This is a genomic window from Sphingomonas sp. BL-S-29, assembly GCF_055521495.1.
The window spans coordinates 2,369,157-2,387,969 of sequence record NZ_CM145482.1 but is presented as its reverse complement, the minus strand read 5'-3'; the positions used below and the strand labels follow the sequence as shown (position 1 = coordinate 2,387,969).

General features: G+C 68.1%; 17 protein-coding genes and 1 pseudogene. 9 read left to right on the top strand and 9 right to left on the bottom strand.

Annotated elements, in window-relative coordinates; genetic code table 11:
- Positions 1-280: 280 nt before the first annotated feature.
- From ACZ1I2_RS11305 to ACZ1I2_RS11285, 5 genes are all read right to left on the bottom strand, one after another.
- Positions 281-1,297 carry an LLM class flavin-dependent oxidoreductase gene (locus ACZ1I2_RS11305; RefSeq protein WP_465169597.1) on the bottom strand — a complete coding sequence of 339 codons (1,017 nt, stop codon included), beginning with the start codon at positions 1,295-1,297 and terminating at the stop codon, positions 281-283.
- 252 nt (positions 1,298-1,549) lie between these two features.
- Entirely contained in the window at positions 1,550-1,888 is a 339-nt protein-coding gene (locus ACZ1I2_RS11300; protein WP_465169598.1) for a hypothetical protein, read from the bottom strand.
- A complete protein-coding gene (locus tag ACZ1I2_RS11295) occupies positions 1,846-3,315 on the bottom strand; it encodes a ParB/RepB/Spo0J family partition protein (protein ID WP_465169599.1) in 1,470 nt (489 codons plus the stop codon). The genes ACZ1I2_RS11300 and ACZ1I2_RS11295 overlap by 43 nt, the downstream gene beginning before the upstream one ends.
- A gap of 61 nt (positions 3,316-3,376) precedes the next feature.
- Positions 3,377-3,796: a DUF2958 domain-containing protein gene (locus ACZ1I2_RS11290; protein WP_465174095.1), complete on the bottom strand. Its 420-nt coding sequence runs from the start codon at positions 3,794-3,796 to the stop codon at positions 3,377-3,379.
- Positions 3,793-4,749: an ArdC family protein gene (locus ACZ1I2_RS11285; RefSeq protein ID WP_465169601.1), complete on the bottom strand. Its 957-nt coding sequence runs from the start codon at positions 4,747-4,749 to the stop codon at positions 3,793-3,795. The genes ACZ1I2_RS11290 and ACZ1I2_RS11285 overlap by 4 nt, the downstream gene beginning before the upstream one ends.
- Positions 4,750-5,165: 416 nt before the next feature.
- On the opposite strand from ACZ1I2_RS11285, the gene ACZ1I2_RS11280 reads away from it, so the two are divergent.
- Positions 5,166-6,068, top strand: coding sequence for an endonuclease/exonuclease/phosphatase family protein (locus ACZ1I2_RS11280; RefSeq protein ID WP_465169602.1), 903 nt, complete (start codon positions 5,166-5,168; stop codon positions 6,066-6,068).
- A 385-nt stretch (positions 6,069-6,453) separates the two neighbouring features.
- The gene (locus ACZ1I2_RS11275; protein WP_465169603.1) at positions 6,454-6,864 is read left to right on the top strand and encodes a response regulator; all 411 of its coding nucleotides are present in this window, start codon (positions 6,454-6,456) and stop codon (positions 6,862-6,864) included.
- Between the two features lie 114 nt (positions 6,865-6,978).
- Here the strand turns inward: ACZ1I2_RS11275 and ACZ1I2_RS11270 are convergent, their stop codons facing one another.
- Together ACZ1I2_RS11270 and ACZ1I2_RS11265 are read right to left on the bottom strand one after the other, a co-directional pair.
- A complete protein-coding gene (locus ACZ1I2_RS11270) occupies positions 6,979-7,584 on the bottom strand; it encodes a DNA -binding domain-containing protein (protein WP_465169604.1) in 606 nt (201 codons plus the stop codon).
- A 106-nt stretch (positions 7,585-7,690) separates the two neighbouring features.
- A pseudogene (locus ACZ1I2_RS11265) lies at positions 7,691-7,750 on the bottom strand (hypothetical protein); the annotation flags it as partial.
- Between the two features lie 376 nt (positions 7,751-8,126).
- Here ACZ1I2_RS11265 and ACZ1I2_RS11260 point away from each other — a divergent pair.
- The 7 genes from ACZ1I2_RS11260 to ACZ1I2_RS11230 all read left to right on the top strand — a co-directional run bounded on the left by ACZ1I2_RS11260 (position 8,127) and on the right by ACZ1I2_RS11230 (position 13,775).
- Positions 8,127-8,870, top strand: coding sequence for a helix-turn-helix transcriptional regulator (locus ACZ1I2_RS11260; RefSeq protein ID WP_465169605.1), 744 nt, complete (start codon positions 8,127-8,129; stop codon positions 8,868-8,870).
- Between the two features lie 78 nt (positions 8,871-8,948).
- Entirely contained in the window at positions 8,949-9,569 is a 621-nt protein-coding gene (locus tag ACZ1I2_RS11255) for an acyl-homoserine-lactone synthase (RefSeq protein WP_465169606.1), read from the top strand.
- 22 nt (positions 9,570-9,591) lie between these two features.
- Entirely contained in the window at positions 9,592-10,497 is a 906-nt protein-coding gene (locus ACZ1I2_RS11250; RefSeq protein ID WP_465169607.1) for a phytanoyl-CoA dioxygenase family protein, read from the top strand.
- A 5-nt stretch (positions 10,498-10,502) separates the two neighbouring features.
- A complete protein-coding gene (locus ACZ1I2_RS11245; RefSeq protein ID WP_465169608.1) occupies positions 10,503-11,096 on the top strand; it encodes a GntR family transcriptional regulator in 594 nt (197 codons plus the stop codon).
- Positions 11,097-11,217: 121 nt separating this feature from the next.
- On the top strand, positions 11,218-11,334 hold the full coding sequence (locus tag ACZ1I2_RS11240; RefSeq protein ID WP_465169609.1) for a hypothetical protein: 117 nt from the start codon (positions 11,218-11,220) through the stop codon (positions 11,332-11,334).
- A gap of 99 nt (positions 11,335-11,433) precedes the next feature.
- A complete protein-coding gene (locus tag ACZ1I2_RS11235) occupies positions 11,434-12,033 on the top strand; it encodes a lasso peptide biosynthesis B2 protein (protein WP_465174096.1) in 600 nt (199 codons plus the stop codon).
- Positions 12,030-13,775, top strand: a complete 1,746-nt coding sequence (locus ACZ1I2_RS11230; RefSeq protein ID WP_465169611.1) for an asparagine synthase-related protein — start codon at positions 12,030-12,032, stop codon at positions 13,773-13,775. The genes ACZ1I2_RS11235 and ACZ1I2_RS11230 overlap by 4 nt, the downstream gene beginning before the upstream one ends.
- Here the strand turns inward: ACZ1I2_RS11230 and ACZ1I2_RS11225 are convergent.
- Entirely contained in the window at positions 13,746-15,863 is a 2,118-nt protein-coding gene (locus ACZ1I2_RS11225; RefSeq protein ID WP_465169612.1) for an Atxe2 family lasso peptide isopeptidase, read from the bottom strand. The genes ACZ1I2_RS11230 and ACZ1I2_RS11225 overlap by 30 nt on opposite strands.
- Positions 15,857-18,772, bottom strand: coding sequence for a TonB-dependent receptor domain-containing protein (locus ACZ1I2_RS11220; protein ID WP_465169613.1), 2,916 nt, complete (start codon positions 18,770-18,772; stop codon positions 15,857-15,859). The genes ACZ1I2_RS11225 and ACZ1I2_RS11220 overlap by 7 nt, the downstream gene beginning before the upstream one ends.
- Between the last annotated feature and the right edge of the window lie 41 nt (positions 18,773-18,813).

Sequence of the window (18,813 nt, the reverse complement as noted above, 5' to 3'; positions counted from 1 at the left end):
TCGGGCGGGGCATGCGGCCTGCGTGCACCCTTGGGGCCGGAACGCAGTGGAGGACGGCGCAGCCGTTGCAGGCATGAAGGCCGCGCTCCGCCAGACAGCCATCTCGAGGCCGCGTGGCGGCTGAGGCAACGGGAACATCTGGTCGGTGCGGCACTGGTCGCGCGCCCTGCGGCAGCCGGACCCACCACGCGCACCGCATCCAATCAAGGTCCGGGACAAGCGCCCCGAGGCCAGCAATGGCGCCGGGCGGACGCCCCGGCCGTCAACCGAGCGAGCTGGGTCAGCGCCAGCCCAGGGCCGGCGCGACATGCGTGATCACGGCGTCCAGGACATGGGCATTATAGTCGACGCCCAGCTGGTTGGGCACGGTCAGCAGCACGGTGTCCGCCTCGGCGAGGGCTTCGTCGGCCCGCAATTGCTCGATCAGCGTGTCCGGCTCGGCGGCGTAGGACCGCCCGAAGATCGCGCGCATGTCGTCGATGACGCCGATCTGGTCGCTGCTGTCTCCGCGCCCGAAATAGGCCCGATCGCGATCGTCCATCAGCGCGAAGATCGAGCGCGATACCGAGACGCGCGGTGTCCAGTCATGGCCCGCCGCCTTCCACGCCTCGCGATACAGCCTGATCTGCTTCGCCTGCTGGACATGGAACGGCTCGCCGCTCTCGTCGGCCTTGAGCGTCGAGCTCTGCAAATTCATGCCCTGCCGGGCCGCCCAGAGCGCGGTCGCATTGGACGCCGAGCCCCACCAGATACGGCGCCGGAGACCGGCGGAATGCGGCTCGAGGCGCAGCAGGCCGGGCGGATTGGGGAACATCGGGCGCGGCGCGGGCTCGGCGAAACCATCGCCCTTCAGCAGGTCGAGAAACACCTCGGCGTGCCGGCGGCCCATATCGGCATCGCTCTCGCCGGTGCCTGGCGCATAGCCGAAATACCGCCATCCCTCGATCACCTGCTCGGGAGAGCCGCGGCTGATGCCCAGTTGCAGCCGGCCCTGGCTGATCAGGTCCGCCGACCCGGCATCCTCGGCCATGTAGAAGGGATTCTCGTAGCGCATGTCGATCACGCCGGTGCCGATCTCGATCCGCTTCGTCTTCGCGCCGATCGCCGCCAGCAGCGGAAACGGCGAGGCCAATTGCTGCGCGAAATGATGCACCCGGAAATAGGCGCCGTCCGCGCCGAGCTCTTCCGCCGCGACGGCGAGATCGATCGACTGCAGCAGCACGTCGGAGGCCGAACGGGTCGCCGACTGGGGCGAGCCTGACCAATGGCCGAAGGAGAGAAAGCCGATCTTCTTCATGAACATTCCCGTCGCTGCTATCACGGCATGGTCGTCGCGGACCGCGCCTGCGACTGGAGATAGGCTGCCGGACTGCCGGGCGCATCGCCCCGTCATGCCAGCGTGCGGAAACACAGGGTTTCCAGGCGGGATGCCTATCCGACATCCAAAAGGAAAAGCCGCGCCGCTTGCCTCGAAGAGGCGAGCGGCGCGGCCGGATTTCAAGGGTCCATGAAGACACGGGCGGCCTCCCGGCCGCCCGTGTCCACGGCATCACGCCGCCAGCTTTTGCTCGACGGGCTGTTCGGGCTCCTGCAGGACGGGCCGCGCGCCCAGCACGCGGGCATGCGCCCTGATCGTGCCGACGCCGCCCCGCCCGGTATAGGCTGCGGGCGGAAACGCCATCCAGCGCGGCACCCAGCGCTCGACCTTCGCGCGCCCGTCCGCGCCCTCAAGATGGGCGGTGACGATGGCCTTGAGCGTCTTTGCCTTCTCGGTCTTATTGGCCTCGGCGACGCGCTCGCCCGCGACCTCGCCGACGATGCCGACCAGCACCTCCTTTTCGCGGATCAGATCGAAAAACGCCGTGTCCGCCTGCCACCAGTCGGCCATGTCGACCGCCAGATGCAGGCCCAAGGCCTCCACCTCGGCGGAGCCGCGTGCCAGCGTCTCGCCCATCGCCACCGCGACCAGCTCCAGCACCACCGCGTCGGGCAGTCCAGCAGCCGTTCGAACACCGCGCTGACCTCATGCCCGACGCCCCGGCCATGGCTGAGATTGGCATCGTCCTCGCCGAACCCCAGCACCGCCAAGGCGGCGCGGCGCTTCGCGTCGAACACCGTCTCGCCGGGGGCGCCTTCGGCGCTTTCGGCGACGGCGTCGCTCGGCGCGTTCCGCCCATCGGGCCGGACACTCCACTGGCTGCCGGTGCCGATCACATGCGCCGCCATCAGCCGGAGCGCGACACCGGGCTTGGCGAGCATCGCTGCGCGGACGGCGGCGTGGCGGTGCAGGTCGATATAGGCCTGCATGCCGGACGTGATCTCCGGGCGCAAGATCTTGACGACCGCCTCCGGTGCTTCTCCCCTGGCCCGCTTCGCTGCCTCGCGGCGGCTGAGATAGCCTTCATGGAAGGTCACCTCGCCATTGGACCGGACGGCGATGTAGACGCGCCCGCCCTTCTTCTTGGGCGTCTTTTCATATTCATAGGAATAGAAATGCTCACCCGGCGGGAGGATCGCGACCTCGCTCCACCCCGCTTCCAGATAGGCGGCGCGGCGCGCCTCGATCGCGGCATTCTGCGCAGTCCAGAAGATATCCGCGTCCCCGAAATAGCCGCCCTCGCCGAACAGGTCGGCGACAATCGGCCCGGCGAAACCGTCGAGCGGGAACAGCGCGTGGCCGGTCGGGATGGTGCTGCCGCCCAGCGCCCATGCCTTGACCTGCTGCCCGGTCGGGGCATGCGCCTTGGGATCGTCGAACAAAGCGAGCCAGTCCTTTTGCTGCGCCTTGCTCGCCATGGTCAGATGGCGGATCGTCACCCGGTCGATCTTCTCCCGGCGATACAGGTCGCGGATGCGGGGCAGCAGGTTGCCGAGCGCGAGCGTGCGGCGCACGGCAAGCTCGGGCAAGCCGAAGGTCAGGCCGATGCCCTCGGGGCTATGGCCTTCCTTGACCAGCCGGGTGAACGCTTCCCATTGCCGGACCTCGTCGGGGTCGAGCCGCGCCATGTTCTCGATCATCGAGGCCTCGATGGCGGCGGCATCGTCGCCGTCTTCGAGGATGCCGCAGGGCAGCAGATAGGCACTGCGCGCAATCTCCTTCTCGGCCGCGTCGATCCCCGCCGCATGGAAGCGGCGGCTGCCCGCATCGATCAGGAAATGCCCGTCTTCCGCGTCCGGCCGGACCAATAGCGACTGGATCACGCCGCGCTTGCGGACGGTGGGTAGGATGTCGCTGACATCGGGCACGGCCTTGCCGTGGCGCATGTTTGCCTTGCTGACCGAGAGCCGGTCGAGCGCGATGAATTGCAGTTTCATGGGTTACACTCCTTGCTTGGGATGCGGCGGAAAGGCGCGCCGCGCGCCATTTCCGCCGGACTCAGGGTCCGGGGGGAACCTCGAGGGTGCCGCGCCCCAGCGCGACGCGGCGCAGCAGGGTTTCGGCGAACAGGATCGAGCCCGAGCGGCGCGACCAGTCGGCCCATGCCGACAGCGCGAACGCGGTTCGGAAATCCGCGTCACGCTCGATGCCGAGCCCGAATCTCAGGCGCACCGAGGCGAGTTCGGACAGGCTGAAAGAGCCAAGCTCGGGATAGCCGAATCCGAGGTCGGCGAGCCCGAACAGCGTGGCGCCGTCCGTATCGAGCTCGGTCGCGAGCCATGTTGCGGCGCCCATCGGATTGAACAGCTTCAAGACCGGTACGGGGTCCGGTTCGGCGGTACCGTCACGCTGGGCGGCCTGATGCGCGGCGGCATTGGCCAGCAATGCCGCGCGCAGATCGTCCGGGAGCAGGATCATGCGGCGATCCTCTCGGCCTGAGGAAGCGCGACAGAGGCTTGCGCCGCCTGCGCCTCGCGGTGGCGCGTCAGCAGCCAGTCGGCGGCCTTGCTGGCATGGCTCGCCGCGCGGAAGATCGCGTGATCGTCGTCGCGCAGCACCTCCAGCCATGAGGCGAGATAATCGGCATGGCGCACGGTCGGTTCGATGCCGAGCGCGGCGCAGAGATATGCGGCGCCCAGCTCGGCGACCAGCTCCTCGCGGGCGTAATCCTTGCTGCCGAACGGGTTGAGCAGGTTGCGCCCCAGCCGCTTGGCATGGCCGGTGGCATGGGTCAGCTCATGCAGCGCGGTGCGGTAGAAATCGATGGGGGCATGGAACGCGCGCTGCGGCGGCACCACCACCAGATCGGGTCCGGGCGCATAATAGGCCTCCGCCCCGCCGATCCGGAACGGTACGCCCGACGCGGCGATGACCTGCTCGGCGAGCGGTACCTGCTCGCATTCCGGCAACGGCTCCGCGCTGCCCGCCAACCCCTCGGGGAGGCCATCGCACTGCTCGACATTGAACACAGTGAAGCGCTTGAGGAACGGCACCGCCTTGGGGTCCTCACCGGCATCCGCCGCCCTCGCCTTCTCGGCGCCCGGAATGAACCGGTCGGCATAGAAGACCATCGTCCCCTGCTCGCCCTTGCGCACCGATCCGCCCGCGCCGAGCGCCTGCCGGAACGTCAGCCAGCCCTGCGCGGCAAAGCCGCGCTCCTGCGCCGCCCCCCACAACAGCAGGATGTTGATCCCCGAATAGGGCCGCGCGGTCGCGGCATTGTGGGGGAGCCCCGGCCCCGCCCCCTTTCTCCCCCAGGGCTGCACCCAGGGGAAGCGCCCGGCTTCCAGCTCGGTAATGATCCGGGCGGTCACCTCCTCATACAGATCGGCCCGGTCGGGCTTGGCGTCACGTCCAGCGGCTTTGCGCATCGCATCCTCCTCGCCGCCAAAATCACCATGCCTCCCCGCAAAGAGCGGGGGGTGGGCGGCGAAGCGGACGGAGAAGGCCCGCAGCGAGCGGCCGGCGGCATCGTCAGAGCGGAACGAAGTGGAGCACCCGAAGCGCCAAGCGCAGGGTTGCCGTCGGCCGCGGCGGGCCTAGCCGGGAGCGCCGGCCACCTCCCGCTCGACGGGAGAGGCACAACCAACAACGCGGCTGCGACAGCAGCCTCCGCACCACGCGCCAGCGGGCGTCACCTTATGGCCGAGACTGAAGGGCTCGGCGGTGCACCCGCCCGAAGGGCGGGGATGCACCGTAGCACGCGGTCGCGCCTGCAGCGCGAGGCGCCACATGCTCCTTGTCCTTGCCGCCCCCGTCGCCCACCGACTAGTCAGGCAGGATGATCATGCGTCTCCCCCTCGCCCTGGCCATGGCCGCCCTGCTCGCCAGCTGCACGAGCGTCCTTCCGCGCCCGCCGGCCCAAAGCGCTCCCCAAGCCGCCGCAGGACTCAGGATCGCCAGCTGGAACCTCGAATTCCTGGCCGGGAAGGACGGCACCGGCTGCCAGCCACGCAAGCAAGCCGACTATGCCGCGATGCGCGCGATCGCCGACAATCTCGGCGCCGACGTGATCGCCTTCCAGGAAGCGGAGAACCCCAGGGCCGCGGCCCGCGTGTTCGACCCCGCGCGCTACACGATCGTGATGGAACAGCGCCCCGGCGAGGCCGGCGGCACCTGCGGCGGCGCCAATCCCACCCAGCCGTTCATCCGCCAGGCGGTTGGGTTCGCGATCCGGAAGGATCTCGCCTTCGACCGCGCGCCCGACGTCACCGATCTCCAGCTCGGCAATCCCAATCTGCGCTCCGGCGTCGACATCACCATCCGTCCGGCCAATAGCCAGCCGCTTCGCCTGCTCGCCATCCACCTCAAGTCGGGCTGCTTCGCCGGCGCTCAGGGTCCGGCCTGCGCGACGCTGCTCCAGCAGGTGCCCCAGCTCGAACGCTGGATCGACAAGGCCGCAGCCGGCCCGACGCGCTTCATCGTGCTGGGCGACTGGAACCGGCGCCTCGCCGCCCCCGGCGATCCGGTCTGGGCCGAGCTCGACGATGCAACGCCGCCAGATGCGGACCTGACCCTCGCCGACCAGGGCATCACGCCACGCTGCGATCGGCGCTACCAGGACTTCATCGACCATGTCGCGCTCGACCGGCGCGCCGCCGGCGACCTCAAATCCTTCGAGGAAATCCCCTATGCGACGGCGACCCATTATTCGGATCATTGCCCGGTGACGGTAACGCTCGACCGCTGACGCGCGCCCGCAGGGCGCGCCTAACAAAAGACGCACCCTCGGGGCGCCGCCATTGGCGCGGCGGCGTGCGCGCGGGCCTGGGGGCCAGCCGCCGCCGCGCCCCCAAGGCGCTCCCGAGTGTGCCACGCGGGCTCAAAAACGCGCGACCCCTGGCGGCTTCGAAGAAGGCCGCCAGTGCGCGCTCCCTTGATCCCCCGCGTTCGGCTCCCCCCGGGGGAGCCGAAGGCTTCCCAACCATTGCTGATGTCGCTCCGAACCTTCCGACCTTGCCCCGGTCACGGCCAGTCCGCCGGCGCACCCAGGCACCGCACGATATCGCGCAGGCGAGGCTTCGACGTCCCTTGCGCGGAACTGCCGTCCCCGCCCCACGTTAGCGGTCACAGCCATGTTGATGGAAACGAATGCAGATGGACGATGCGACACAAATCCGGCGTGGCACCGCATGCGGATCCTAGTGGTCGAGGACGAGCAGCTGATCCGTCTGCTCATCGCCGATGCGCTGCGCGAGGCCGGGTATGTCGTCATCGAAGCCTTTAACGGCGATCAGGCCGTGGGCCTACTCGACTCGGGGGAGATTGCCGACCTTATCCTCAGCGACGTTCGCATGCCCGGCTCGGTCGACGGGCTCGACCTTCTGGGGATCGTCAGACAGCGATTCCCGACCCTCCCGATGATATTGACCTCGGGCCATCTCGAAGCCGGCGTCGCGCTGGGAGAAGGCGCGACCCATTTCCTCAGAAAGCCGTTTGAGCGCGGCAAGCTCGTCGACCTGGTGAGGACCGAACTGGCAAAATAGCAGGACGCAAGATCGCCGGCTTTCCTCTCGAAGCCAAAAGGCCCCGGCAGCAAGTCCGACGCGCTGCGCCGCCGGGAGCTGCCATCCGCCAGCTACCCTATTACCAGGCGGCTCTCAGGCGCCCGGTCCCGAAAGCAGCAGGTCCCGCCACCCTCCCGACCGCATGCGCTCACCAAAGGACAAGAGGCGTCTGACCTGAGAGCGGAGATAGTCAGACGTCTCAACCCAATCGTTTCGAGCGCGATCCGGTCCGAACAGAAGGCCGGCGACGTCGCGCTGGCTGGCACCGGCACGCCGGGCGTCGTCGGCCCGCAGGGCCGCAATCCAGCGGCCGGTCCTGCGCTCCGTGCCGAACAGGCCGAGCGGCATGGCACCGCGGCGGTCAAACGCCACCAGGCGACGCAAAGTCATCAGCGGGGCATCGATCGATTTCAGTCCGTCAAAGGCGAACCGCAGACGGACCGGCGCTCTCGTCACTGTCCCACCACGGACATCGAGCCTGAGCCGGTGCAGACCGTCGGTCAGCAGGACATGCTCCAGGGGCTCCTTGCCGCGCAGCACCGCAGAGAAGCAGCCGACGCTAGCCAGATCGAACCCGGAAGGATCTTCGCCGGCGACATCGCATGGCAGGACTGACGGGTCCGTCGCGGCATCGAAGAAAATCCGTGCGCGCCACGCAGGCGTCGCCGGATTCTCCGCGAAACAACAGCCCCCGAGCAAGATCGGGAGCCTCCTCGAGCAACAGGGGCCCGGCGGCCGTTGTGATTGCCTTTGACGGGGTGCTACCGACATACGCGGTATCACGGCGCAGCCATTCCCAGGCCCAGCCGGGCCGGTCGAGCTTCACCAGCCAGCGATACTGCGCCGGATCGCTGCCATCGGGCATGCCGGCGTGCGGGCCTCGCGTCACAAAGAAGCAGCCTGCCCGGTTGCGGGGGCTGCAAGCATGTTTTCGCGGAATCCTCGACAAGTTGACCAGAAGCACTTGAGGGCCCGTGCTGCCCGAGCGAGCATGAATTTTCCCCACAACAAATGTGAGGGCAATCCGATCATAAATTCTCAGGTTACGCTTTACCAAGAAATGGGGGTTAAATCGCTGATGTTGCACTGCAAACCGCAATAGCCTTATTGCTGTTGCCATGCTTGTAGGCAAGCAACTGCTACGTCGTTGTTGCCGAAAATGAGGCCAGGCGATCGCGACCCGAACAAGGCGATTCGAGGGACAAGGCGGATTGGGAACGCCCCCGAGGTCGAAAGGAGCTATGCCTGAACTGACACGTTGCCGGGAATTCCTGGAGCTGATCAAGTCTGCGGTTACCAACCAGGAACTGGAACACGCCCTGGAGCAAGCCTGCCGCGGCATGGGATTTCAGTATTTCGCACTGACCCAGCATTTCGCCTCGACTGACGGACAGGCGATTCGCCTGCACAATTATCCGGAACCGTGGGTCGAGTGGTTCGATAACAACGGTCTCAGCGTATCCGATCCGGTGCACCGGGCAAGCCAGGTCACCAATGCCGGCTTCATCTGGTCGAACGTCCCCGCGATGATCAAGCTTACCCGTGCCGACGAGCATGTGCTCGAGCGGGCTCGGCGCGAAGGCATCGGTGATGGTTTCACCGTACCGGCACATGTGCCGGGCGAGATGAGCGGGTCCTGCTCGTTCGCGGTGGAACCGTCCCGCGCGATGCCGGAGCGGACCTTACCCCTGATCGAGGCAATCGGCGCCTTCTCCTTCGAGGCTGCGCGGCGCCTGAACAAGATCCGCGATGTCGCGCCGGGTCGCCCGCCGGTATTGACGGATCGGCAGCGCGAGTGCGTGCTGTGGGCGGCGCGCGGCAAGAGCGCCTGGGAAATCGCACAGATCCTCAGCCTCAGCGAGGAAACCGTGATCGAGCATCTCAAGCTGGCACGCTCGCGCTACGATGTGCCGAAACAGGCGATGCTGGCGGTCTGGGCGCTGTTCGACGGACTGATCACCTTCGCGGACATCTTGAAGCGCTGACAACCCCCCAGAACTGGGGATGTCGCGCCAACGGCGCATTTGGTCTGCTCCCGTCCATCACCAGACGGGAGAAAGCCAGTGTTTCTATCCACCGTTTCCGCGGGCGGCGCCGGCGAAGACGCGGTGCTGCGGGCGATGTTCGCAGCGCGCAAGCGTGTCTTCATCGACCTGCTCAAATGGGACGTGCCCGTCCTCGCCGGGCACTATGAGGTCGACCAGTTCGACGATCCCCATGCCACCTATCTGGTGCTGACCGATGCGAGCGGCGCGCATCTCGGCTCGGCACGGCTGCTCGAAACCGACCGGCCGCATATTCTCGACACGCTGTTCCCGGAGCTGAGCGAGCTGCCCATCCCGCACGGCCCGGCGGTTCGCGAAATCACTCGATTTTGCCTGGACCCCGAACAGAGCGGCCGGCAGCGCCGCGTCACCCGCGATACGCTGGTCACCGCACTGGCCGAGTTCGCGCTCTCGGCCGGCATCAAAACCTATACCGGCGTGGCGGAGATGGGCTGGCTGCAGCAGATCCTCGCCTTTGGCTGGGACTGCAAACCGCTCGGGCCGCCGCGCCGTGTCGGCGGCGCGATGCTCGGCGCGCTGCAGATCGACATCACGCCGGACACGCCGGCGCTGCTCGCACGCGCCGGCATCGCACCCGCCGCGATCATCGACCCGAGCACCGGGCAGCAAGCCGCCTGATCCACCCATCCGGAGACAAACCATGGCAACCGCACTCAAGGCAGAATCCGAACAATCCGCCAGCCTGGCGGCAGCGCTGCTCGATCAAGGCTGGTGCGTTATTCCCGATCTCGTGCCGGAGACGCTGGTCGCAGACCTCGATGCAGACCTGCAGGCGCATTTCGAACGAACCCTGTTCTGCCAGGGCGACTTTTATGGCGAGCGGACCAAGCGCCTGGGCAGTCTGCTCGCGCGATCGGCGCACGCCGCCGCCTTCATCCAGCACCCCATCATCATCGACATCGTCGAGCGCGTGCTGCGCCCCTGGTGCGACTGCATCCAGCTCAACCTCAGCCAGGCGATCGAGCTGCATCCAGGCAGCCCGCGCCAGCTGCCGCACCGCGACCAGGACATGTGGGAGGGCGTGAAGGGCGAGGTCGAGTATCTCGTTAATGTGATGTGGCCGTTCACGCCCTACACGGCGGAGAATGGCGCGACCCTGATCTATCCCGACAGCCATGGCGCGCGGGCGCTCGAACAGGGCGAGCCAGGTCCGTGCCGGCCGGCCGAGATTCCGCCGGGATCGGCGCTGCTCTTCCTCGGCTCGACGCTCCACGGCGCCGGCGGGAACCGGAGCAACGAGGTCCGGCGCGGCATGATCGTCAGCTACTGCCTGGGCTGGCTCAAGCCGTATGAGAATCAATGGCTCGCCTATCCGCCCGCAGTCGCGCGCCATTTCCCGGCCGACCTGGCGGCGCTGGTCGGCTACCGGCAGCACCGGCCCAATCTCGGCAATTACGAGGGCCAGTGCCCGTCGATCCTCCTCGAGGCCGCGCTCCCCGAACGGATCGGCGCGGTGGATGCGCTACGGCCGGACCAGGCGGCGATGGTCTCGGACTTCCGGCGCGGCCTCGACGCGGCCGATGCCGATCCGGGCGCCGAGAGGTGAACGCGATGATGAACCCGGCGCCCGTATTCGACCGCGTCTATGCGGGCCTGAAGCAGTTGCTGCGCGAGGGCAGGACCGCACCCGGCGACCGCCTCGATCCCGCGCATCTGGCCGGGCAGCTGGTGGCCAGCATCACGCCGGTGCGCGACGCGCTCCACCGGCTCGCCGGCGAACGGCTCGTCGAGGCGGGGGCAGACGGGTTCACCATCCCCAAGGCGACCGAACCCGACCTCCGCGACCTGTATGACTGGAACCAGCAACTGCTCAGGATCGCGCTGCAGTCGAGCCTTGCCTCGCGCTTCAGCTACCGCCCCGGCGAGCCGACCGATGCAGTCGCCGGACAGGTCGAGCATCTGTTCACCGCGATCGCCGAGCGCTCCTCGAACCGCGAGCACGCGATGGCGATTAAGGGCATCAACGACCGGTTGTACAAGATCCGGCTGATCGAACCGGCGATCCTGCCGGACACGCAGGAGGAGCTGGAGGCGCTGATCCGGGCCGACCTCAGGACCTTCAGGACGCTGCTGGGCTCCTATCACCGCCGGCGAATCGCAGCGGTGCCGCAGCTCGTCCGCGCGCTTCATCGGGGTCCGGCCTGATGCTGCGTCGCAGCGATCCAAACATTCGCCAAATATCTGCCGTATAAACTTCGGGTATCCCAAAACCCGTCCGATCCTTGGAATGCCGCAAATCCTTGCGGCAATCTGAAAGGACCGTGACATGACCAAGCTGATCGACCTCGGCGCGGCAACCGCCGAGACCCAGGGCTTCCCGATCCCCGAAGTCGACATCGTCGGCGTCGGCCTGCGGGAAATCGGTCTGTCCGACGAGGACTGACGCTATGGGCGCCGGCGGCGCTGGCCGTCGGCGCCTGGCGCCCGGATCATGGGCTGGGAACTCCCGCCACATGTCAGCTTCTGCATCGCATCGGACGCGGTGGTCTTTCTCGATGTGCAGGCCGACCGGTATCTCGCCCTGCCCGGCGGGATGACGCACTCCTTTCGCGCATGGCTCGGCGACGACAGGCCCGATCTACCGCCTCCCGCGGTGCCGCTGCTGGTCGAGGCCGGCCTGCTTCGCGCTTCTGCCGCCACCCTGCGGCCGCAGCCGGTCGAGATGGCGATCCCCATCGACTCGCTTCCGAGAGCGACGGCGCCTTCGACGCCGCTCGGCGCCCTGCGCGCATGGAGCGGCGCGCGCCTCAGCGTCCACCGCACGCGGCGCCGCCTGGCGACAGGCGGGTTGCACGGACTGATCGCCCGCGCGCGAGCGATGCGCCCGGATAATCCAGGGCCGCCACAGCGCTTCGCGTCGCAGTTTCAATTTGCGCGCGGCCCGCGCGCTCTCGAAGGCGATTGCCTTCCCGCCTCCTTCGCGATGCTCGATTTCCTGCATCGCCGCGGCAGCGATGCCCGGGCGATCTTCGGCGTGATCGCAAACCCGTTTCGAGCGCATTGCTGGCTCCAGTCGCCAACCGAGATTCTGAACGACGACGCAGATCACGTCAGAGCGTTCACACCGATCCTGGTCGTATGAGGCACGATCGGTTCACGGCCGTCCTGCCGCATTGGGGACGCCCCGCACCGGCGCCGCCAGCCGGCCTGGTGTCGCGTCTAGTGCTCGACGCGACCGCGCACCGGCCGGGCATCCGCTTTCACGGCGCGCCATCGGGGACCGCGTTGATCCTGCCGGACGGGCTCGGCGTCATCTGGGGACGGCTGTTCGATTGCAGCGGGGCGATGCTTCGGGAGGTACCCAGGCAGGCCGCCGAAAACTGGGTCGCGACGGGCGGTACGGCGCTGATGGAACGCTTCTGGGGAAGCTATGTCGCACTGCTCGCAGCGGACGACCGCTTGATCGTGATACGCGACCCGTCGGGCGCCGTGCCCTGCTATATGGGAACGAGCGACGCCGGCATGGTGGTGGCTTCGGATGCGCTAAATGCCCTAGAGGCAGGCGCAACTGGGTTGGCGATCGACTGGGCGGAGATCCGATCGGAGCTGCAGTTCATCGGCCGACGGACCGCACGCACGGCACTCGAGGGTCTCACCGAACTGGTCCCGGGCACGGCGATGACGGTGACGCCGGAACGGCGGGAGACCAAGACTCTATGGTCGCCCTATCGCTACGCGGAGCGCTGGCGCGACCCGCCCGCGTTCGACCAGGCGGCGCGCCGCGTCCGTGAGGTGATCGCGCTATCGGTGAAAGCACTCACCGCCGATTATCAGAGGCCGCTGAGCGAGCTGTCAGGCGGCGTGGACTCCTCGATCGTGACCGCTGCGCTTCACCTCGCCGGGCGTGAGGCTCGCTGCGTGACCGTGCGTGGAAGCGATACCGATCTCGACGAGACCGGTTATGCGCATGAGGTCGCCCAGGCATTCGGCTTTCCGTGGCGCAGCGTGACGCTCGACGTTGGCGCCGTCGATCTCCGCCGCTCTGACGCCGCGGCGCTGCCGCGGCCGACCGCTCGTGCTTTCAGCCAGGCAGTGGATCATGCGGTCCTCGGCGCTGCCGCTGAGATGGGGTGCGACGCGTTCCTCTCGGGCGGCGGCGGCGATAACGTGCTTTGGTATTTCCAGACGGTGGCGCCGGCACTCGACCGCCTCCGCTGCGAAGGTGTCGGCGCCTTTCTCGCGACCCTGAACGACCTCGCCTGGATGACCGGGGCTTCCCGGACGGAAGCGTTGCGGCTCGCGGCGCGCCGATTGCTGCGCCGCCGGCCGCGGCATTGGCCGTACGACCTCACTCTCCTGGCACCGGCAGCCCAGGCGCTCGAGGCGATGCCCGCCCATCCCTGGCTTCCCGCGCCGCGCGGGACGCTACCCGGCGTTCAGGCCTATGTACGGGTGCTCGTCCTCATGCAGGGACAGTTCGAATGGGCCGCCCGCGCCGAGCAGGCCCCGGTCGTCGCCCCCCTCCTCGCCCAACCGGTGGTGGAGACATGTCTCTCGATCCCCAGCTGGCTTTGGTGCCGCGACGGGCGGAACCGCGCGGTCGCGCGTGCCGCGTTCCGACACCTGCTTCCCGCCACCACGCTGGCCCGCGGCACCAAGGGCGGGTTCGGCGGTTTCACGCATGCGCTCCTCACCCACAATCGGGACGTCGTCCGCGACCTGCTGCTCGGCGGGAGCCTCGCCGAGCAGCGGCTGATCGACCTGCCGGCGATCGGCGCCCTGCTCACCGTCGAGGCGCGTATCTCCAACATGGCCGCCAACCGCCTGCTCCGACTGGCTTCGATCGAGGCGTGGCTACGGGCCTGGGCGGGCCGGCTCGGCTGAACCTTGGCCGGATCGTAAGGCGCGCCAGCGGGCATATTGAGCCGACTTGGCCGGGAGCGGATCCTCGCGGCCGAGCAGCCAGAAATCGAGCCAGTCGAGGACACGCTCATAGATCGCGCGACGGTGCCGCGGCTGCCATTTGATGTGATATTCGTCGGGAAAGACATGGAGCTCGATGGGCTTGCCGGCCTCACGCATGGCCGCGACCGTCTCCAGCGCCAGGCGATATTCGCGATCGGCAGCCTGGACGAGGATCGGCGCTTCGACCCGATCCGCGTTACGGGCGAGCGAATATTCCCGCCAGAAATCCGGATTGTCTCGCCCCGCCGGGGGATAGCCCCAGGCGCGAGTCTCGGCGGCGAACGCCGGCCCGGCGGCAATGGAGACCGTCGACGGATCCTCGCAGCAGGTGCTCATGATCGCCGTGCGGTACCGGCTGCTGTGCAGCAAGGCCCATTGGATCGTGGCGGTCCCGTCGCTCAGGCCGGTGATCGCGATGCGGCCTGGGTCGATCGTGCCGGTCGCGACCACCCGATCGACCAGCCTGTCGAGCGCCGAAAAGGTACGCCGGCGATCCGCCCAGCCCGCCATGTTGGTCTTCTGATAGGCAAGGAGATCCGGCACAGGCTTGCCATAGGCGGCACTCGGCGGGCGCTGGAAGCTCAGGACCGCGTAGCCCCGCGATGCGAGCAAATGCACGGGATATTCGTCCCCGGTCCCGCCGCGCAGAAAGCCGCGCGTATTATACTGGACCACGACAAGCGGATGGCGCTGGCCCGGCCGATGGTCGGGCGGCAGCACGAGATCACCAAAGGCCTTCGCGCCATCTTCCGCCACGGTGGAAAATCGCTGCGCCTTTCCGAGACGCAGACGCTGGAATTCCGGATTGGGATCGAACACGAGGTCGCTGCCCCCTGCCGGATCGATCCGGACCAGCCGGCGGGGCTGGCCCGCTGCCTCACGGCCGCAGAGCAGGGTGTCGTCCTGGCGCAGGCACCCGTTGAGGGGATCGGTCGTCCGGGACATGGACACCGGCGCGCTCCCCGGACGCCACCGGAAGAATTCGAGCTCCCCTAGTCGTCGCGTACCCCAGTCCCGCAGGAACAGGATTTCGTCGGGACGCCACCACCACAGGCCGATGATGCGATCGTCACAGGCCTCTGCGGTGCAGGGATAGAGCGTGCCGGAGACCCGCGCGGCGAGCGATTGCGGACCCTGATATTGCCCCGCTGCGCGCGCGACCCAGGCGAGGTCGCCCGTCCCGCTCTCGGCATGCAGCAGCGTGCCGGCAGGATAGCGCGGATCGGCGGCGGGCAGCAGCACCGCGCGCTCCGCCGCGCTCGTTTCGCGCGCCATGCCGTTCAAGACGTCATAGGTGAAATAGGCGAGCGGGATCGTCGCGCTGGGCTCGGGCGCTACGCCCGACAGCGGCCAGAAACGGGCGTCGTAGAGATAGCCGCTGTCGCCCTCCCCCGCACTGGCCGCGCGGGCCTCGGCAATGCCGTCGCGCACGGCATAGACAAGACGGTCGCTGTCCCCGGCCCAGGCGAAGCGGCGTATATCGCTTCGACCATGCGTCAGCTGTTCCGCAGGACCGCCCGTGGCAGCCACGCGCCAGAGCTGGGTCACGCCGCCGATCCGGCGCTGATAGGCGATCCACCGGCCGTCGGGAGACCAGAGCGGGCGCAACGCATCGAACGCGCCGGTTCCCTGATCGGCAATGCCGTGGATGTCGTACAGGATCAGCGTCGGCTCGCCGCCGACATCGAGCAGGCGCGCCGCCCGAGACTTCAGGTCGATCTCGACCAGCCCCAGACAATAGCTGTTGGTCACCACGTCCGCACGCCGAAGCAACAGAGCGAGGCGCGAGCCGTCCGGCGACAGCGAGAATGGCGGCTCGCCACCCGGCACGTCGATGGCGATCCCGAAGTCGCGCAGCTCGATCAGGTCCTCGGCGTCGATCGCGCGCCTTGGAACGGCGTCAATGGCTGCGGGAGGAAGCAGGCGTGCCCGGCAATCCTCCGCTAACGCCGGAGACGCCACCATCATCAGCCATGCAGCGCCCGCCCCCGCCAGCCGCCTTACCACCGCTTGCTCACCTGGAGCGCCACGACGCGCCCGAGCGGGCTGGCATTCTCGACATCATAGCCGATAGTGGTCGTGCCGAGCAGATAGGCCGCACGCGGCGGATCGCGGTCGAACAGATTATTGGCGCTGAGCGAGAAGGAAAGGCCGGGAAGAATGCTGGCCTCGCCGGTGCGATAGCTCAGCTGCAGGTCGAAGGTCAGCCAGCTCCCCACCGGTTTGGGCGTGCCGCTGGTGGCGTTGCTGTAGCCGTCGACATAATTGGCGAACAGCGCAGCGCCAAAGCCGCCAAGCGCCAGGGTCCCGCGTCCGCGCAGCCGAAGATCGGGGGGATTGCCGATCGTACCGACGAGCGTGACAGGCGGCGCGGTCGCCGTCAGCTGCTGCCGGAAGTCGATCAGATAGCTGCCGCTCACGCCAAGCTCGGCATCCCCGCCGGCCAGCGCGAACCGATAGCCCAGGTCGAAGTCGAGTCCCGACATACGCTGCGACGCGAGGTTCTGGGTTCGCGCGTCGACGACTGCGCTGATCGCGGTTGCCGGGATCGCGGTCAGCGGGAGGAAATAGGGACTGGCATAATAGCCCGCGACCGCCGCGGGATCGGGCTGCATATTGATGATCGGCGCGTAGACCGCGCGGTCGCTGAAATAGGTGAGCAGCGCGGAAGACAGGTTCACGATGCGGTCGCGATACCGGATTCCGAAATAAGTCAGCTGGCCATGCGGGCCGGAGCGCGCGTCCGGGCGCAGGTCGATGCCGGCCGTCCAGGTGGTCGCGCGCTCGGGGCCGAGATCGGGATCGTTGCCGCGGACGATCAGGGCATTGGTGACGCCGCCGGGCGCGGATGGGTTCGGTACCGGATAGGCGAAATAGGCTGTGGTGCTGGCATCCTGTCTGAGGTCGCCGAAACTCGGCGCGCGAAACGAGGTTCCGAAACTGCCCCGCAACCGGACGGCCCGGACCGGCACCCAGGAAAGCCCCAGCTTCGGATTGAGCGTATCGCCGATCCTGGCGTACCGCTCGCCGCGCAGCGCGGCCGACAGGTCGAGGCGGCCGATCCCGAAACCGTTCCCGTCGAAATCGGACAAAGGAAGGGCAAGCTCCGCATAGGCGGCGGTCACCTCGCGCGCGCCCCTGAACGCGCTCGCCGTCGATACGACGGGAGCCAACGCGGTGATGTCGAGGCCTGCCGGGTCGCTCCTGTAATGCTCGCGACGGTGCTCGGCACCGACCGCCAGCCGGACATCGCCCGCCGGGAGCGCGAACAGCGGGCCATCGCCGCGCAGCTGGAACGCCCAGAGACCGTAACGACCGCCGCTGGTGAGCGTGCCGCGGATCTTGTCGAGGGTCGCGGGATTGTTCGCGGTGCCGTCACCGAACAGGTTGAGCGCGGTTGTCGGGCTGGTGTCCGCCAGCGCGAGCGCCGCGCGCGCGGTGTTGACGAGATTATAGACCGTCAGGCCTTCGACCTGCCGTCCATAGGTCGTACCAAGCGCCACGTTCCAGCGGCCCAGGCTGAGGTCGGCGCCGAAGGTCGCGCCGAGCGCTTGACTGAAACCGCGACCGCTCTCCGAGCCGAGGTCGTTGAGAAAATTATACGCCACCTGTACCGGCTGGTGCGTCCCGATCGGATCCACATAGAAGGGGTTTGTCACCGGCACGGTCAGGGTCAGTGCATTGCGCGCCGTCGGCCGCCGCACCGCATAGCGGCGATCGCCGAACAACAGCTGCGCATGCAGCTCAAGACGGTCACCGAGCGACTGGCGCGCGCTGGCGAAGATCGCATGGCGCGCCTGCTGCGGGAGAATGTCGGAACCGGCATAGCGGTCGAGCAGGTTGAGCTGGCCCGGCAGGAGGTCGGCCGCCCGCAAGGCCGTGCCGTCCTGACCCGCCGGGATGCCGAAGCGCCGCCCGCCCGCGGTGATCGTGCCGGGAACGCCGGCGGCGCCACGGAAATCGCCAAGACCGTAGCGCCGGAGATCCTCGCTGACATAGGGGCGGTCCGCCGCAGCGAGCCGGCTGCGGAAATAATATTCGTAGGACAGCATCACCTGCCCGCTCGACCAGCCGGTACCGGCGATGGCGCTGCCCTGGAATTCGTGCATGCCGTTACCGAAACCTTGGCGCAGCGACGTCTCGAGCCCGCGAAAGCGGCTGCGCGGCACGATGTTGACCACGCCCGCCACCGCGTCCGACCCATAGAGCGCCGAGGCGCCATCGGGCAGCACTTCGATGCGCTCGATCGCGCTCACCGGGATCATCGACAGGTCGGTGAAGATGCCGGAGACACCGGCCATCGGCGGTCGCTCGCCAGCCAGCAGCACCAGGGTCGAGGATGCCCCGAGCCCGCGGAGGTTGAGACCGGCACCATAGCTGGTATTGGAATCGGCGTTGCCGCGCGCCGTCGCCGACGTCGTCTCGTTCGGGCCGCCCCCGAAATTCTGCGGCAGCGCCTGCAGGACCTGCTGGGTCGTCGCGTAGCCGCTCTGCTCGATCGCCTTGCGGTCGATCGTGATCACCGACGCGCCCGCCGGCGCCCGCCCGCGGATTCGGGTGCCGGTCACGACGACCTCGCCGTCACCGGCACCCTCCCCTTCGCCTTGGGCGTCTTGCGCGCTTTCGGCTGACTGGCGCCGGATCACCAGCGCGTTTCCGACCCTGACGGCCATGAGCCCGCTTCCATCGAGCAACCGGGCCACCGCATCCTCGGTCGAATAGTTTCCCGCGAGCTCCCGGCTGCGCTTGCCCGCGACCAGCTCCGTAGGCGCGACAATCGCCTCGCCGGACGCGATGGAGACCGAGCGGAGCGCCGCGCCGAGAGGCTGCTCGGACAGGTCGAACCGATGCGAGCCTGCCTGCTGGCCTGCTGCCGGCAGCACGCAGAACGCTGCGGCCGCAACACTCAGCCCCAAGAAACCCCGTCCAAAATTCCGGTCGCGCATCCTGCTTCTCC

Excerpts from the sequence above, each read along its gene's own strand:
- ACZ1I2_RS11305 (WP_465169597.1), bottom strand. The coding sequence starts at position 1,297 with ATGAAGAAGATCGGCTTTCTCTCCTTCGGCCATTGGTCAGGCTCGCCC.
- ACZ1I2_RS11300 (WP_465169598.1), bottom strand. The coding sequence starts at position 1,888 with ATGGCCGACTGGTGGCAGGCGGACACGGCGTTTTTCGATCTGATCCGC.
- ACZ1I2_RS11295 (WP_465169599.1), bottom strand. The coding sequence starts at position 3,315 with ATGAAACTGCAATTCATCGCGCTCGACCGGCTCTCGGTCAGCAAGGCA.
- ACZ1I2_RS11290 (WP_465174095.1), bottom strand. The coding sequence starts at position 3,796 with ATGATCCTGCTCCCGGACGATCTGCGCGCGGCATTGCTGGCCAATGCC.
- ACZ1I2_RS11285 (WP_465169601.1), bottom strand. The coding sequence starts at position 4,749 with ATGCGCAAAGCCGCTGGACGTGACGCCAAGCCCGACCGGGCCGATCTG.
- ACZ1I2_RS11280 (WP_465169602.1), top strand. The coding sequence starts at position 5,166 with ATGCGTCTCCCCCTCGCCCTGGCCATGGCCGCCCTGCTCGCCAGCTGC.
- ACZ1I2_RS11275 (WP_465169603.1), top strand. The coding sequence starts at position 6,454 with ATGTTGATGGAAACGAATGCAGATGGACGATGCGACACAAATCCGGCG.
- ACZ1I2_RS11260 (WP_465169605.1), top strand. The coding sequence starts at position 8,127 with ATGCCTGAACTGACACGTTGCCGGGAATTCCTGGAGCTGATCAAGTCT.
- ACZ1I2_RS11250 (WP_465169607.1), top strand. The coding sequence starts at position 9,592 with ATGGCAACCGCACTCAAGGCAGAATCCGAACAATCCGCCAGCCTGGCG.
- ACZ1I2_RS11245 (WP_465169608.1), top strand. The coding sequence starts at position 10,503 with ATGATGAACCCGGCGCCCGTATTCGACCGCGTCTATGCGGGCCTGAAG.
- ACZ1I2_RS11240 (WP_465169609.1), top strand. The coding sequence starts at position 11,218 with ATGACCAAGCTGATCGACCTCGGCGCGGCAACCGCCGAGACCCAGGGC.
- ACZ1I2_RS11230 (WP_465169611.1), top strand. The coding sequence starts at position 12,030 with ATGAGGCACGATCGGTTCACGGCCGTCCTGCCGCATTGGGGACGCCCC.